Origin of the sequence: Pectobacterium colocasium (assembly GCF_020181655.1) — a bacterium.
Lineage (GTDB): Bacteria > Pseudomonadota > Gammaproteobacteria > Enterobacterales > Enterobacteriaceae > Pectobacterium > Pectobacterium colocasium.
In genome coordinates this window covers 1,726,658-1,742,865 of sequence record NZ_CP084032.1, presented here as the reverse complement: position 1 = coordinate 1,742,865, position 16,208 = coordinate 1,726,658, and the positions used below count along the sequence as shown (strand labels likewise).

General features: G+C 56.0%; 13 protein-coding genes. 9 read left to right on the top strand and 4 right to left on the bottom strand.

Features of this window, described 5'->3' with window-relative positions; translation table 11 throughout:
- Window positions 1-124 precede the first annotated feature (124 nt).
- Window positions 125-415, bottom strand: coding sequence for a hypothetical protein (locus LCF41_RS07765; RefSeq protein ID WP_225087559.1), 291 nt, complete (start codon window positions 413-415; stop codon window positions 125-127).
- Window positions 416-750: 335 nt separating this feature from the next.
- On the opposite strand from LCF41_RS07765, the gene LCF41_RS07760 reads away from it, so the two are divergent.
- Window positions 751-1,488 carry a LuxR family transcriptional regulator gene (locus LCF41_RS07760; RefSeq protein WP_225087558.1) on the top strand — a complete coding sequence of 246 codons (738 nt, stop codon included), beginning with the start codon at window positions 751-753 and terminating at the stop codon, window positions 1,486-1,488.
- Window positions 1,489-1,502: 14 nt separating this feature from the next.
- Here the strand turns inward: LCF41_RS07760 and LCF41_RS07755 are convergent, their stop codons facing one another.
- Window positions 1,503-3,275 (bottom strand): ABC transporter ATP-binding protein, encoded by a 1,773-nt coding sequence (locus LCF41_RS07755; RefSeq protein ID WP_225088123.1) that lies wholly within the window; start codon window positions 3,273-3,275, stop codon window positions 1,503-1,505.
- Window positions 3,275-5,113 carry an ABC transporter ATP-binding protein gene (locus LCF41_RS07750; protein ID WP_284144950.1) on the bottom strand — a complete coding sequence of 613 codons (1,839 nt, stop codon included), beginning with the start codon at window positions 5,111-5,113 and terminating at the stop codon, window positions 3,275-3,277. The genes LCF41_RS07755 and LCF41_RS07750 overlap by 1 nt, the downstream gene beginning before the upstream one ends.
- Before the next feature lie 231 nt (window positions 5,114-5,344).
- On the opposite strand from LCF41_RS07750, the gene LCF41_RS07745 reads away from it, so the two are divergent.
- The 6 genes from LCF41_RS07745 to LCF41_RS07720 all read left to right on the top strand — a co-directional run bounded on the left by LCF41_RS07745 (window position 5,345) and on the right by LCF41_RS07720 (window position 12,387).
- A complete protein-coding gene (locus tag LCF41_RS07745; protein WP_225087557.1) occupies window positions 5,345-6,313 on the top strand; it encodes a helix-turn-helix transcriptional regulator in 969 nt (322 codons plus the stop codon).
- Window positions 6,314-6,425: 112 nt separating this feature from the next.
- A complete protein-coding gene (locus LCF41_RS07740; protein WP_225087556.1) occupies window positions 6,426-6,848 on the top strand; it encodes a hypothetical protein in 423 nt (140 codons plus the stop codon).
- A complete protein-coding gene (locus LCF41_RS07735; RefSeq protein ID WP_225087555.1) occupies window positions 6,845-8,122 on the top strand; it encodes an MFS transporter in 1,278 nt (425 codons plus the stop codon). Before LCF41_RS07740 ends, LCF41_RS07735 begins: the two co-directional genes overlap by 4 nt.
- Before the next feature lie 179 nt (window positions 8,123-8,301).
- Window positions 8,302-10,311, top strand: a complete 2,010-nt coding sequence (locus tag LCF41_RS07730) for a TonB-dependent siderophore receptor (protein WP_225087554.1) — start codon at window positions 8,302-8,304, stop codon at window positions 10,309-10,311.
- A 232-nt stretch (window positions 10,312-10,543) separates the two neighbouring features.
- Window positions 10,544-11,302: a CDP-diacylglycerol diphosphatase gene (locus tag LCF41_RS07725; protein WP_225087553.1), complete on the top strand. Its 759-nt coding sequence runs from the start codon at window positions 10,544-10,546 to the stop codon at window positions 11,300-11,302.
- A gap of 146 nt (window positions 11,303-11,448) precedes the next feature.
- Complete coding sequence (locus LCF41_RS07720; protein ID WP_225088121.1) at window positions 11,449-12,387, top strand: LysR family transcriptional regulator; 939 nt, start codon at window positions 11,449-11,451, stop codon at window positions 12,385-12,387.
- Here LCF41_RS07720 and LCF41_RS07715 read toward each other — a convergent pair.
- The gene (locus tag LCF41_RS07715; protein WP_225087552.1) at window positions 12,281-13,546 is read right to left on the bottom strand and encodes an ABC transporter substrate-binding protein; all 1,266 of its coding nucleotides are present in this window, start codon (window positions 13,544-13,546) and stop codon (window positions 12,281-12,283) included. The two genes, LCF41_RS07720 and LCF41_RS07715, sit on opposite strands and share 107 nt — an antisense overlap.
- A gap of 238 nt (window positions 13,547-13,784) precedes the next feature.
- Here LCF41_RS07715 and LCF41_RS07710 point away from each other — a divergent pair, with 238 nt between their 5' ends.
- Window positions 13,785-15,398: an ABC transporter permease gene (locus tag LCF41_RS07710; RefSeq protein WP_225087551.1), complete on the top strand. Its 1,614-nt coding sequence runs from the start codon at window positions 13,785-13,787 to the stop codon at window positions 15,396-15,398.
- Window positions 15,395-16,204, top strand: coding sequence for an ABC transporter ATP-binding protein (locus LCF41_RS07705; RefSeq protein WP_225087550.1), 810 nt, complete (start codon window positions 15,395-15,397; stop codon window positions 16,202-16,204). Before LCF41_RS07710 ends, LCF41_RS07705 begins: the two co-directional genes overlap by 4 nt.
- Window positions 16,205-16,208 lie beyond the last annotated feature (4 nt).

The following is a 16,208-nucleotide window of genomic DNA, read 5'->3' as shown; positions in this document are numbered from 1 at the left end:
ATATCGGCAGAATTTGCCAACACCTTATCCCAAATCGTGACAGAAATGTTGCCTGAGAAGAAAACCTCGCGCCGCTCTTGACACCACAAGCAGAAAAACCAAAACGATACGGTACAGTTCAGCATTAAAAGTACGCATGGTGACTGCCATTCAATGCTGCGTCGCTTAGGCTGCGTGTTATCACGCTATATCGTGCCATCCATTCGCGGTGATGGGCGCGGCGTCCAGCTTCAGGTTCGGCGAAAAGTTTATCGACATTCTCTTTCGGGCCTGATTCACAGAGCAGCGAACCAATATCAGAAGCCAGCACCATGCGATAAATCGCTATCGCCGCCTCTTTACATCGGGCAACATCGCAGTAAGCAAAAGCGCAGGGAAAGGCAACATAAGCACGACGAGGAACAGCAAGAGACAACGAAGGTTGATAAGCGAAAACGGATTATTTACTAACCAGCTCCGCATGACGGGAGAGCTGTTTTTAGGGCGTGTGGTTTGATGCCACACACCCTAAATTCAGTAGACAGAACAGGAGCAAAATTATGGGTAATTCCCTGGGTTGGCAAATCAATTTGTAACAATTTTTTTTAAAATTTACTTTCTTAAATTTTTTTATAAATTGCCCTGTTCATTAAAAAATTATAAGTGATATCATGGAGTAACAGTAGTTAGACTTAGGTATAGGTCAGCACTATACTTTTATGACACCACCTATATCATGGGTACTTTCTCGCTTTTTATTGAGGCCGTTACATGTCTGTATTTTGCTCTGATAATGAAATCATCAATAACACGATAAAAAGCTATCTCGGCCGAAAGTTAAAGCAATATGGCGACCTGAAATACGCTTACATGATCATGAACAAGAAGAACCCCTCTCAGGTTGTGATCATCTCAAATTACCCGCAGGAATGGGTGAGTACCTATAAAGAGAATAACTACCAGCATATCGACCCAGTTATTTTGACGGCGATAAATAAAGTCTCGCCTTTCTCCTGGGAAGACAACATCGTTATTAACTCTAAGCTGAAGTTCTCCAAGATTTTTAATCTGTCAAAAGAATACGATATTGTTAATGGCTATACCTTTGTCTTGCATGACAACAATAATAATCTGGCAGCGCTATCGATTATGTTTGAAGAGTACTCGCCAACGGATATAGAAAGTATTGTTGAGGAAAACAAAGACAAACTGCAAATGCTGCTCATTACCATTCATGAGAAAATCACCACGCTTTACAAAGAGATGACGCAAAGTCATCAGAGCAGAAAACAAAGCGACAAAGAGATTTTCTCCCAGCGCGAAAACGAAATTCTGTACTGGGCCAGCATGGGCAAAACCTACCCGGAAATTGCGCTGATTCTGGATATCAAAATCAGCACCGTAAAATTCCATATTGGCAATGTGGTAAAAAAACTTGGCGTGTTGAATGCCAAACACGCAATAAGACTCGGCGTAGAATTACAGCTCATCAAACCTGAACCGTTATAATCATCCAGTCTATTTCAATTTAGTGAGATAGACTGCTGCGCGTTCCACAGCGCGCGATAACGGCCTTCAGCATGCAATAATTCGCTGTGCGTTCCCTGCAGGGAAATCCCCCCATTCTCGACAACCAGAATTCGATGTGCGCCCACAATTGTCGATAGCCGATGGGCAATGACAATAACCGTCTTGTCCTGAACCAGCCGGTCAATCGCCCGCTGTACAGCGAGCTCGCTTTCGGTATCCAACGCCGCCGTCGGTTCGTCCAGAATCACAATCGGCGCGTCCTTCAATAAGGCTCGCGCAATCGAAATACGCTGCCGTTCGCCGCCGGATAATCTGCCGCCAATATCGCCCAGCCGTGTTTGCCATCCCTGCGGCAGCCGCTGAATAAAATCCAGACACTGGGCAGCCTCGGCAGCCCGCTCGACCTCTGCGTCGCTGGCATCCGGACGCGCCATCCGAATGTTTGCCAGCACTGAATCATCAAACAGGTAGACATCCTGAAACACCACGGAAATCAGCCGATTTACTTCACGCGTTGGAATGTGGCGAATATCCACGCCCCCGATACACACGCGTCCGTGTTGCGGATCCGCATGGCGCATGAGCAGTCGCGTTATCGTCGTTTTCCCCGAGCCCGACGGCCCAACCAACGCCGTCATCCCCTTCTCCGGCAGTATGATGTTCACCCCATCAAGCACCGCCTCAGCCTCATTGGCATAGCGAAAACTCACCTGCTCGAACGTAACCGCATACGTCAGCGGCACGTCGACAGGTCGATGCACAGGCAGCGGTTCAATCGCCAGCAGATCGTCAATGCGGCGCAGCGCCGTATTAATCAATTCCAGCACGGCCGTATAGCTGACAAACGTCGCCAGCGGTTCAGAGAAGCGAACCACAATCACCATCATCGCGGCGACGATGGCTATATCCCACGCGCCCACCACAACGCCGCTGATACCCAGAATCAGTACGCCCTGAAGACCTAACTCCACGACGCTGGCAACCACCGCACCGGGTTTGGCACCGCTGCGGTGAGCTGACGTTTGTATCTGCTGCAGATGCTGAAAACACTGGCGCAGCGCCGATGTACGTTCAGCCTGCTGACAGCTGGTTCTCAGGACGGCGAGCCCCTGCACATATTCCACAATATCGGCGCTGGTTTGCTGATTCGCCTCCGCCAGCGCCTGCATCGTGCGCGCAAATGCCGGTCGCCGCCAGCGATACAGCAGCGCGATGGCGGGAAAGATCAGCAACAGACTCACGCCCAATCGCCACTCCACCGTCAGCATGACGAGCGCTATCACAACGGGCGTCACGATAGCCAACAGCAGTTGGTTTATTATCGCCAACATATAGTTCAGGTTCTCATCCACGCTGCCCAGCAGCAGCGCGTTGATATCCCCCGCTCGCGCGGACTGAAGCGTGGTTAGCGGCATACTCCGCAGCTGTTCTCCCAGACGCATACGCAGTTCATGGGTTGCCGCCGCAAGCTGCCCGCGATATTCAAACCCTTGGCCATACCAGCGCAGCGCCAGCGTCAACAGGCTAAGAAATGTCATCAGTACCAGCCACATCGCTATCTCGCGGGAAGCCGCCGCGTGGGTGAACGCCGACAGCAGCGGAAACAGGCACGCCAGCGCTAACCCCTGCGCAACAGCCGCTGCCAGCAGGCTTAAGCAACACCGACGGAACAGCCGAGATTGTGAACCCGTCACCCGCTCCAATTGACGATACGTGTGCCACCATGCGGATAACTGCGTCGTTATGACGGTATGGTTTTTGTTCATCACGCGCGATCTCCTGACTGCCCGTTGCTCGACGATGTGCTGCACGGTGCGTTGCCTAGCGCCCAGTTCTGCGCCTGCTCATAGTGTCGCCACAGTTCGCTATAGTGACCTTGCGCCGCTAGCAGCACGTCATGACGACCCGATTCGCTCAGCCGTCCACGGTCGAAGACCACGATCTGGTCAGCATCGCGGATCGTCGACAGACGGTGCGCCACCATGATGACCGTTTTACCCCGCATCAGGATGCCAAGCGCCGCCAACAGCGCTGCCTCGTTTTCCGGGTCGGCAAACGCCGTCGGTTCGTCCAGCACCAGAATCGGCCGGTTGTGCAACAGCGCCCGCGCGATGGCGATACGCTGGCGCTGTCCGCCGGACAGGAACTGGCCGCGCTCACCCGCCAGCGTGTCGTAACCCTGCGGCAACGCCATGATAAAATCGTGCGCCTGTGCCGCCGTCGCGGCGGCAATCACCTCTTCCATGCTTTTTTCCGGCAAGCCGAGCCGGATGTTATTAGCGATGGTGTCCGCAAACAGGAAGGATTCCTGAAAAACAAACGACACCTGCTGCATGAGCGTGTCGGTTTTCATCTGCCGGATATCAACGCCGCCAATCAAAATGCGTCCGGCCGTCACATCCCAAAAGCGGGGAATGAGCCGTGCCACGGAGGTTTTCCCTGCGCCAGATGCCCCTACCAGCGCCGTAACCGATCCGGCTGGCACCTGAAAACTAACGTCCTCCAGTACCCAGTCACTCGCGTGCTGGTCGTAGCGGAAACTCACCTGTTCAAAGCTCACGCTGGTATCGGCAGGCAAAGCATCGCTTTCCGTTTCCGGCAGCGGCGATAGCGCCAGCACGTCCTGAATCCGGCTGATACTCAATCGGGTTTTCGCTACCATATGGTTCAGCGCCATCATCGGCATAACGGCTTCTGCCATGCCATTACCGAGCAGCAGCACCGCGACCCACAGGCTGAAGTCCAGCTCGCCGGCGCAATAGAAACCGTACGCCACCCAGCACAGCACCAGCAGCGTGGGAAGCGGGTTAAGCACCGCGAAGGAGAAACGTGCCGAGAACCCCGCCTGCTGATACCAGCGCGTAAGCACGTCCAGATAATTTTCCAGCGCCTGCTGGTAGCGCCCAAACGTTGACGCGCCGGTATCGAAGGTGCGCACCACCGGCATCGCCTGCACAAATTCGATCACGGCGGTACTGACTTCTTCCCGCGCGTGGTTATAGCGCTGGTTCATCTCACCGGCATTGCGCATCGCCAGCCTCAGCACCACGGCACCGATGACCAGCACGAGCAAGGCGGCCAGTGCCAAACGCCAGTCCAGCCAGAACAGTAACGCTCCCGTGCACAGCGGTGCCACAAAGGCGCGGGCATAGAGAGGCGTGCTGTCCGCTACAAACAAGTGAAGCGCTTTGACATCATCCTGAACGATCTTCGCCAGCGAACCGGTGCCCAGACGCTGCACCTCGCCCAGCGGGATCCGCGCCAGCTGTTCCGCCAGCGCGCTGCGAATCTGATTTTCCAGCCGAAACGCGGCGTAGTGAGACTGATTAAACGCCAGCAGACGCAGCAGATAGCCGGCGCACAGGCACAGCAACGCTCCGACCATCGTCAACAGCGGCCATGACGCGGGTTGCACGAGCAACTGTTGGATACTCCACGCCAGAAAAAGCAGAAATGCGATGCCAGCCAGAACCGACAGCCCCGACAGGCACATCGCCAGACGAATTTGCCCTCTTACGGGGTGCATAATGTGCCAGGCTCGGTTATGTGGCGTAGAAGGCGGCGTGGAAGCGGATGAACCGCCCTCAACAGCGGAATGTGGCATAGTTGTTCTCTTTTCTCCTTCCCGCACAGTCGCTTACCCGTAACGCAAGCAAATCAACTCGACGGCGGCAATAAAGTCAGGAATAATAACTATTCTCAATTGTGTATCTACCCGATTCGAGCCGATTTCTACCCGAATCGGTACGGGTTACCGTCATCAACTTCGGTGCGATGATCGTCCAATTACCGGATCGTTCGATGTTCGCAACCCGTCTCTTCAGGAGTCTGTCCATTGAATGCCTCCCCACTGAAAGCCACCAGCGAGCCTGAAGTCACCATTTCGAATTTGATCGCTGAACTGCACGTCATGCGGCCGGATACCGGTGCGGACTGTAGCCTGCTGCGCGCTACGCTTCAGGAAGGGCTGGATATTCTGGTGTGGCGCGGACAGTTCCGACAGCCCACTACCATGCATTTGCATGACGACTGGGGACGCATCAATTTTTCCTGTTCGTTGCAAGGAGATTCGCAATTTGCACTGAAAGGCGATCGTGGACGGGAACACGTGCTGAAGCAAGGATCGGGTTGTATTAGCTATACCCCAGACTGTCAGGGTACGTCATCCTACTCCGGGCAGTTTGAAAGCGTCACGGTGTCGCTGAGCCCTGAGCTACTGGCTAACTGGGTGCCGGATCTCACCGGTAACCTGCAACAGCAGTTGGATTCCGGCCGGCTCTGTACCCGCTGCGACTGCAATGCCGAAATGCGGGCAACCGCGCAGGTGTTAAGCCACGCGCTGTCCAGCCTGACGCACCCGCAGCAGGCCGGTGAAAACCGCCATGCGCCGCTGTGGTTGCTGGGACAAAGCATGATTCTGGTGAGTCTCGCCGTCGCCGGACATGCCGACGCGGTTCCCCCGCAGGACACGCTCAGCCTGGCCGATCGCCAAAAGCTGCTGCGTGCCAAAGATCTGCTGCTGGCGGATCTGTCACAGGCTCCTACTATCGCCATGCTCTCCAGAGAAACCGGATTAAGCGTACTAAAGCTGAAACGCGGATTTCGCCAGCTCTTCAATAACAGCATCTATGGGTTATTTCAGGCCGAACGTATGCACGAAGCGCGGCGTCGGCTGTTTGTCACGGGCGCGCCCGTCATGGTGGTCGCCACCGATCTGGGCTATGCCAACGCCAGCCACTTTAGTGCCGCCTTCCAAAAGCAGTTCGGCGTCACGCCTTCTGCTTTCAAGCGCCTGAACATTTAGCTGAAAACCAACGTCCCGTTCATCCCGATACGGGTACAAATAGACTGGATTCGGGTAGCGCCGTAACAGCGAATGATTATCATTTTCTCCATAATAAGCCGGAGAAACCGCTATGCCCGATTCCATTGCAACGCCACATCCTTTCCTTGATACAGACGCCTGGCCGGTGGTCTTCTTACACATGCCGGAACAGGTGCCCGACGAGGAATCCGCGGGTTATATGGCGCAGATCGCTCAACTGTATGCCGCGCAAGAACGCTTTGTTCTCTGTATGACAGGTGCCGACCTGCCCCATCGCTCCCCTGTTTTTATGAATGCTTATCTTCAGTGGACGCGCGATAACGTCAGCCTGCAACAGCAATACTGTGCGGGTGCGATTCGCATCGAAAACGACGAAGCCAAAAGGCAAAAGTACGTGAAATGGGCAGAGAACTGGACGCAGTCTGGGCAGGCGCCGTATGCCTATTTTGTCGTCGCCACCTCGCTTGAAGCACAGGCGCTGGCGATAATGCTGCTGGATCGCGACAAACCATGACGCACAACCCGATGACACGCTATCTGCCCTATTGGTGCTTCTACCTCCATCAAGGCATGATCACCGCAGTCATTATGCAAGGCGTGGCGGGCTATTTTCGCCACGCAGGGTTGGATCTTGCGCAGCTAAGCTGGCTGTCACTGACCTTTCTGCCGTGGATTGCTAAATGCCTGTGGGCACCGTGGGGTGAGCGTCACGCGCTTCCTCTGCGCGGCAATCCCTATTTAGGCAGTCTGGTGCTGCTCCAGATCGCGATGGCGGCAACGCTGGTCATGATTGGCGTCATCTCCCCTGAGCACTCTGTCCTGACTATCATCATGGCGCTGATGCTGCTGGCATTGCTCTCCGCCAGCCACGATATCTATGCCGACGGAATCACAATTTGCACCACCAACGCCGCCAGTCGCGCGCTGGCGAATACCGCACAGGTCGGCGGTAGCTATCTGGGTATTCTGTTCGGCTCTTATGCATTCCTGAGTATTGCGGAACAGGCAGGATGGCGAGGTGGCTTCTTCGCGCTGGCGGGGCTATCGCTGTTGATGCTCATTCTGCCGCTGCGCTATATCCAGCAGTCCCCTATCCAGCACAGCCAGACGTTGGATCATCAGAGTCCGGCTCGTCAGAGTCAGCAAGCCGCACGCCCGACGCTAAATCGTCTGACGCTTAAGGCGCTCTGGCCGGTAGTAGCCTTCACGGCCATTTTCTATCTGGCGATGCGCGGCATGATGGCGCTACAGACCGTCATGCTGATCGATAGGCAGCTTAGCCTAAGCCAATTGGGCATCGTCATGACGGTGTACAGCACCGTCGTGAGCGGCGTAGGGATTGTGATCGCCAATGTCCTGATTCGACGTATGGGCGCACTGCGCTGTCTGCTGCCCGTCATGGTCGTGCACGCTCTGCTCGCCATTATGCTGGCCGTCGGCTATCCGCTGTTTACGCTGAACGGCTGGATCGTGCTCTTTGGCGTGGTCAATCTGGCCGCCGCCGTCGGGTTTGTCACGCTATACAACGTCCTGATGGGATTAGTCAGACCGCATCAGCCCGCTTCCGATTATGCGCTGTTCCAATCGACCGATGCGGCTGTCGCCATGACCGTGTCGATTGCTGCGCTTCAGTTAGCCCATCACACAAATTACCAGACCACGCTGGGCGTGCTGGCCTGCTTCGCCGTCGCCAGCCTGTGGCCCGCCAAACGGCTATCTGTGCGGCTTTCTCGCGCGTTTTCAGAGGGAATTACTCCCGCTACAGCAAGCCAGCTGGGGCAGGATTAAGGCAGGAAAATGCGCAAGAAGTTTGCTGTATTCGGGTTGAAATAGACCCGATACGGGTAGCTCAAAAAATGCAAACGATTATCATTTAGCTTTCATCATTCTCTGTCTTACGCGCTTTTCATCTCTTGATGAAAACCGTTGTCTTTGACATCGATTTTAGTCTTTTCAGGGATTTAATAATGAAAATAATGCGTCTTTATCCGCTTGCCTTAACCGGCATATTTCTCTCTTCCTGCGCCTTTGCCGCTCAGGACGATACACTCGTTGTCTCCGCCAGCAAACAATCCCCCTATTCCGCCTCGGCCAACAACGTCTCTTCCACCATCGTGACGGCACCGGAACTGAAAGATGCTGGCGTCACCAGTACCGACAAGTTAACCCGCGTGATGCCCGGTCTGAACCTCGGCAATAACGGCAGCCTACTGTTCCCCTCGATCTCACTGCGCGGCGTGTCTTCCGCACAGGATTTCTACAGCCCGGCAGTGACAGTCTACGTGGACGGCATCCCCCAGCTCGCCACCAATACCGTGCAGGCCCTCTCCGATGTAGAAAGCATCGAAATGCTGCGCGGTCCGCAAGGGACGTTGTACGGTAAAAGCGCGCAGGGCGGCATTATCAATATCGTCACTCAGCAGCCCGACAGCACACCGCGTGGCTATGTCGAAGGCGGCGTCGCCAGCCGCGACGGCTATCACGGCAAAATCAACCTCAGCGGCCCCATTCAGGATGGCCTGCTGTATGGCAGCGTCACGCTGCTGCGCCAGGTCGACTCAGGCGCGATGACCAACCCCGCGACGGGCAGCGACAACCTCGGCGGGACAAAGTCCAGCGTCGGAAATCTTCGACTGCGACTGGCTCCCGAGGGTCAACCGTGGGAAACCAGTCTGGCACTAACGGAAGACTGCACGCGCGCCACACAGGATACCTATCTGCCGTTTGGCGATGCTAAAAACCGGACGCTGGAGATCGCCGCTGGCTCCCCCGATCCTAAACTGCGCCGCTGCACCCATAGCAAGTCGCTGAGCGGAAAATACACCACCGATAACTGGATTTTTAGCCTGATCGGCGCATGGCAGCAGCAGAATTACGACCGCACCTTCCCGAACGGTACGCTGATTGCCGACATGCCGGAACGCTGGAATCAGGACGTGCAGGAACTGCGTGCCGCGACACACGGTGCAGGCCGCACGGTGGACATGGTGTTCGGCCTTTACCGACAGAACACGCGTGAAAAACTCGATCTGACCTACAGCATGGCAGGATCTCCGTTTATGCAGAGCAATGCCAACACGTCAACGGAGACGTTAGCCGCTTACAGCGATCTGACCTGGCATCTGACCGACCGTATCGATTTGGGCGGCGGGCTGCGCGTGTCGCACGATAAAGCCGAAACCCGTTATCACCAGCAGTTCTCCGGCATGAACGTGGGCGACCGCAATAGCGTTGATGACGATCAGGTACTGGGACAACTCTCCGCCAGCTATCTGCTGAATAATGATTGGCGTGTCTATACCCGCGTTGCGCAGGGCTACAAGCCAACGGGCTTTAACTACTCACCTGCAGCCGGCACACAGGCCATTCCGTACAACGCAGAGAAATCGATTAACTATGAAATCGGCTCGCGCTATCAGAGCGGCGATGTGCAGCTTCAGGGCGCCGTGTTCCATACTCACACGCGTGATATGCAGCTGTATTCCGGCCCGGTCGGTATGCAAACGCTCAGCAACGCAGGCAGCGCCGATGCCAGTGGCGTAGAAATGATGCTGAAGTGGCAGGTCGTTCCCAACTGGTCATGGGATATCAACGGCACCTATGTCCGCTCTGAATTTACCGGCGACAGTGAGAGCTATCAGGATAAACGCGTGCCCTTCGTCCCGCGCTACGGTGCTGGCACCAGCCTGAACGGACTGATTGATACCTCGTTCGGCGCGTTAATGCCACGTCTGGCCTTCAATGTGGTAGGGCCGCACTACTTCGACGGAGACAACGCGTTGCGTCAGGGCACCTATACCACGACCGACCTGCGCCTCAGTTGGCAGGCCACCGACCGGGTGAATATCGCTGGCTATGTGGATAACGTCTTCGACCGCCGCTACCGCACCTTTGGCTTTATGAGCGGCACATCGGGCTACGCGCAGGTCAATGAAGGCCGAACCGTTGGCGTGGACGTGCGGGTCGACTTGTTCTGATTCCTGTCGTTTTACCGCGGCCTTTTAATCACATTGCTGTGTTGGTTAAAAGGCCGCGTCATATGCCATTCCACCACCGTTCTCTCTTACAATCCGTTACCGATTAGCCTTTCTCCTTTCACCAAAGTCATATTAATGACATCGCCGCTGCCCCATAGTGGCTTATCACTGATTTATCATGCCCTGTTTTTCCCCGCTACTTAGTGCTTTCTGCGCCTGCCGGAGACCCGTCATGAAACGCAACACGATCTTGATCTTCACTGTTTCTGCCATCATTTTGCTCACGGCGGCCACGGCAATAGGGTGGAAGGTTAGTCGAGGAAACAGCAATGCACTGTGGGAGATCGTCAGCAAACAGTGCGTACCCAATCAGCAGCGCAGCGGCAATCCCGCGCCCTGTCTGGAAGTCAATCTGGCGGACGGCTACGTGCTTTTTGATGACAGAAACGGCCTCTATCACGACCTGTTGCTCCCAACGGATAAAATCAGCGGTATCGAAAGCGCTGATCTCTTGCAACAAAACATACCCAATTTCTTTATGCAGGCCTGGGACAGGCGTGGCCATCTTTCCCGCGAAGTGGGCAAGCCGATCAGAGATGACTATCTCTCACTGGCAATTAACTCACGCTACGGCCGCACGCAAAATCAGCTGCATATTCACATCGCCTGCCTGCGCCCGGAGGTTTATCAGACGTTGAACCAGCAGTTTCCAACGCTCTCTGCCGACTGGAAACCGCTGACGGTGAAAATTAACGGGCACGTCTATCTGGCAAAAACGCTCACGGCGAACGAATGGGCGCAAAGCGATCCGTTTAAAACGTTAGGTCGTTACGCCCAGCAGCGGAATGAGTCGATCGGTAAATACGGTCTTGCGATGGTCTCTACTCCGGCAGGTGAAAAGGTGCTGCTCGCCAGCGGCCTTGACGTGTTCAATATGAGCCTCGGTTCTGTGGAAGAAATTCAGGATTTTTCCTGTGCGCTGGCGAAATAGCCGCTGACTGCGTCAAACGGCAGGTTCAGAGGACTAAAAGTCTATAGCAATCAATTCGCTATAACTTATGACTTTTTGTTCATTGCGTTGACTGTCGACCTCCGCCTAAAAAGTGGGAAAAGATCGATATGATAGGTAGCTGCAATATGCATCTGGATTTACGGCAATTACGCAATTTTCTTGCACTGGCCGAACACGGGAGTTTTGTACAGGCCGCAGAAGCCGTCTGTCTGTCTCAGTCTGCATTCAGCCGCAGCATTCAGGCGCTGGAACAAACGATGGGGCATCCGCTTATCGATCGTCAGAGTCGCCGCTTCGCGCTAACGTGGCAAGGCAATACGCTGCTGCCGTTTGCGCGCCGCATGCAAGAGTTGTCCTGGGAGTTGATGACCGACATGCGGCAGATCAGCGAGGCGCAGGAAGGTGAACTGACGTTTGGCTGCGGCCCTGCGCCGTCCACCTCGCTAATCCCCAAAGCGGTGGCGCATTTCCATGCGCTACGCCCGCGAGCCAGAGTCACCTACAGCGTGGATAACTGGCAATCCCTGCGCGATCGGCTGCTGGCCGACGAATGGCCTTTCATCGTCGCCGATACCTGGCAGGCCGAGATGGAAACCCATCTCCACGTGCAGCCATTAAGCCAGCAGCGCTGTTTCTTTATCTGCCATTCTTCACATCCGCTGGCACAGCAGGCAAACGTGACACCGGACGATCTACTGCGTTTTCCACTCGCCTCGCCTTTTATGCCCGTCGGCATGCGCAAAGTGCTGGCCGCCTTGACGCGCCAGCCCGATTACCGGCCGCAGATTCAGTGTGACCATATCTATTCCGTCTTCAGCATCCTGCGGCATACGCAGGCCATCAGCTTTGCCAGCGAGGATGGCTTCGCGCTGGGACGATTAAGCCATCAGTTGGTGGAAATTCCCCTGACGGGTACGCCACCGGAATGGGAAAATATGCAAACCCGCTTCGGCATTGTCACCTGTTTGAAGAGAACACTGCCACCGCTGGCCGAGCTGATGATCGAAACCATACTGGCGCAGGACAAGTTGCGCTCACCCGCTCTGGCACTGCCGACGTTGTGAGCGCACTCATGATTATTTCTCGGGATGCCCCGTTGGTGTCATACACCGCCCAGTTCGATTCCAGCCCTTTGGCTTTCAGCGCCCGGTCAACAAACTGACTGGCAAACCAGTCGCTGGCCGAGAATGTGTTGCGAATCAGTCCCGCCGCTTTCGCCCGCTCAATGCTGTCCTGCAAGCTGCTGAGCAGGAACGGATCGAGACGCGGCGAGCTTTGGAAGGGAAGGTCTTCCGCTTTCAGCTCTTCCTGAAAAATCGCCTGCGGGATCTGACTCTGTTCGGCCATCAGCGCCGTATAGTCCGGCAGATGCTGCGCCTCGCCGATCCACTGCGCATTGTCCACCAGCACATTCACCAGCTGCTGCGTCGTGCCCGGGTAGTGGTCGATAAAATCCTGCGTCGCCAGCACGGCGGCCTGCGTGGTATTCGCCCAGCCCAGCGCTCGGCTGGTGGTCACAATATGGATGCCCTGCTTACGTAACGCCAGCAGAGAGACCCCACCCCACACGGCATCCACGCGTCTGGCTGCCAGCGCGGCCTTGCCCGCCGTCCAGTCCAGATTGATCACCCGCACATCGCGTTCATTCAGCCCAACACTTTTAATCGCACGTTCAAACGACAGCTGATCGGCCGTTCCCTTATAGACCGCAATTCGCTTGCCGCGTAAATCCTCAATACGCTGAATACCCGATTCCGGTGTCGCCGCCAGATAAGAATTAGAGCCGCGCGATCCCACCAGCACCCGCGTCGGCAATCCCCCCGCCCGACCAATAATGGCCGCCAGATCGCCCAAATACACCACATCCAACTGCTTGTTCGCCAGCGCCTCATTTACCGCCGGGCCCGCGCCTTTAAAGAACGACCACTGAATCTTGATGCCCTGCGGTTCAAATTCTTTCTCCAGTTGCTTTTGAATATGCGCCAGCCCCAACGGCCCGCGAATAAAGGGTTTGCTGCCTGCGCTCTGGTCCGGCAAGCCAATGCGAATCTCCGTCGGCTTCTGTGCATCCTGCGGGGCAGCGTCGTTCGCCTGAACGGTCGATGCCATTAGCGCAGTGATCAGCAGCGGCGCAACGCTCATGATCTCACGCAGCCCCCGTTGCCAGCGAGCAAAAGGGGTTGCAGACAAAATAGTTATCAATGGGATTGAGGGTTGTTGCATACGGTTTTCCTTAAAAATTCGTTTCATCTGCCATGAAAACTAACGAACCGTCTGCATCAGGCTTAAATAACATTTACAGGTTTGCTCAGCGGAAAAAAGCATAAATCAGGACTGGCGGGCGCAGGCTACGCATATGCATTTATTGCACGGCGACCATCGCTTTATTGCATTGGCCTTCAACGTCGAAACCTGTTTTTTATTCCCTATTCATCCAGCTGCGATGGTTTTCGGGAATAAAATGAATAAGTCGATACTGCTGAAAAAAACCGCGATCGTCTGGCCAGCACCGCCGATAGCGCGGGTCTATTCTCTTGTCGTGTCAATAGTGGTGCCGCTTGTAGTACCACTAATTGTGCCGCTGGCGCTGCTGGCGTTGTGGTATATCAGCACCCATTACGGCTGGATGCCCGCCCAGATTCTCCCGGCTCCCTACATCGTCGCTAAAACCGCTGCCGAACTCTGGCACAACGATCTCCTGCCGCAGCTCTTTATCAGCCTGCAACGGTTGGCTAGCGGCCTGCTGGCAGGCTTACTGGCGGGAACGCTGCTTGGTGCGCTGATGGGAGCCTCACGCCGCGCCGAACACCTGCTGCACCCGACGGTCTACGCGCTGGCACAAATTCCAACGCTGGGCTGGATCCCGCTGTTTATGGTGCTGTTCGGCATTGATGATGGCCTGAAGCTTGCTGTCATCATCAAGGCGGTGATTATCCCGGTGACGCTGCATACGCAAACAGGCGTGCGCAACGTACCGCCTGCGCTACAGGAAGTCGCTCGTACCCTGCGCCTGCCGTGGCATCAGCGCCTCATCAAATTAACGCTGCCCGCTGCGCTACCCACCTGGCTAACCGGCTTACGGCTGGCGATCTCACAGGCATGGGTATCGCTAATCGTGGTCGAACTACTGGCATCATCGCAGGGCATTGGCTATTTACTGGTGTGGGGACGCCAGCTGTTTCAGTTGGATATTGTGTTTGTCTGTATCGCCGTCATCGGACTGGCGGGACTGGCGATGGAGTGGGCAATCAACCAGTTAGAACGTCGTCTGGTTTTCTGGCCGCACCCGCCGCTTGGCCGCTTAACCTCGACGCCGTCTCGCCGCTTATCGGCACTGGTTCTCCCCTTTCTGCTCCTTCTGTTATGGCAACAAGCCAGCCATCTTGGTTGGATCGACCCGTCACTGCTTCCCCCACCCGCCGACGTGTGGCACACGCTGCTGCAAGGCGTGCGTGACGGTTCGCTCACCGACGCGATGCAGGCCAGTGTGACCCGTGCGCTAGCAGGTGCAGTATGCGGCATTGCCGCAGGTCTGGTGTGCGGTGTGCTGCTGGGGCTGAATGCGACCAGTGACGCCCTCTTTACGCCCACGGTCGCGACGCTGCGCCAGATCGCGCTGTTTGCCTGGCTGCCGCTGCTGACTGCCTGGGTCGGTAACGACGAAGCTGGAAAAATCACGTTTGTCGCGCTGGCTTCTTTCTTTCCGATGCTGGTAGCCAGCCATCGCGGCATCCGCCAGCGTTCAACAGCCTTACAGGAAGTCGCGCAGGTGTTACAGATCCGCCTCTCGACCCGCTTGCGGGTACTGATTTTGCCTGGAGCCGCCCCCGCGATCTTCGCCGGTTTGCGCCTGTCGCTGATTTACGCCTGGCTTGGGACTATCGGCGCAGAATATTTCATGTCATCCGGTACCGGGATCGGCAGCCTGATGATCAACGCCCAACAGCTACTTGATATGCCCCTGATTATCAGCGGCATGCTGCTGATTGGATTAACGGGCGCGGTGCTCGACCGCGTCGGATTAGGTCTGGAACAGCGGATGACGCGCTGGCGTTCCGCAGGAGAAATCGCATGACGTCCACTCCCCTTGATGTGCCGCCGCCAGTGGTGCAGTTCGATCGCCTTCGTAAACAGTTTCGCGTTCAGGGTGAGACGCTGACGGTGATTGAGGACTTTTCCCTGTCGATTCACAGCGGCGAACTGGTCGCCATTGTTGGCAGCAGCGGCTGCGGCAAATCCACTCTGCTGCGCATGCTGGTCGGGCTGGACAACGACTATCAGGGACGCGTGCTGGTCGAAGGAAAAACCGTGCGCGGCATCGGACGCGAGCGTGGCATGGTGTTTCAGGAACCGCGCCTGTTTCCGTGGCTGACGGTACGGCAAAACATCGCGCTCGGGCTGGCGAATGAGTCAATCAACGACAAAGAACGGAAGCGCCTGATCGACCACTTTATCCAGCTCGTACATTTGCAGGATTTTGCCGATGCCCTACCCGCCCAGCTTTCTGGCGGCATGGCGCAGCGTGTGGCTATCGCACGCGGACTCGTTGCCAATCCGCGCATCCTAATGCTGGATGAACCGTTTGGTGCGCTGGATGCCTTAACCCGCCAGCAGATGCAACAGGAGCTGCGCCGCATTCATCAGGCGGAGGGCACCACCACACTGCTGGTCACCCACGACGTCGAAGAAGCCGTCTATCTCGCCGATCGCGTTGTCGTGCTGGCACCACGACCGGGGCGCATCCGCCAGATTGCGACGATTTCGCTGCCACATCCGCGCCAGCGTGACAGCCAGCTCTTCCACCAGCAGTGCAGCGACCTGCTCGCACTGCTGACGCAGCCTGCCGATACGGCGGTCACTTCCTCTTCTCTGAACACGTAACTAC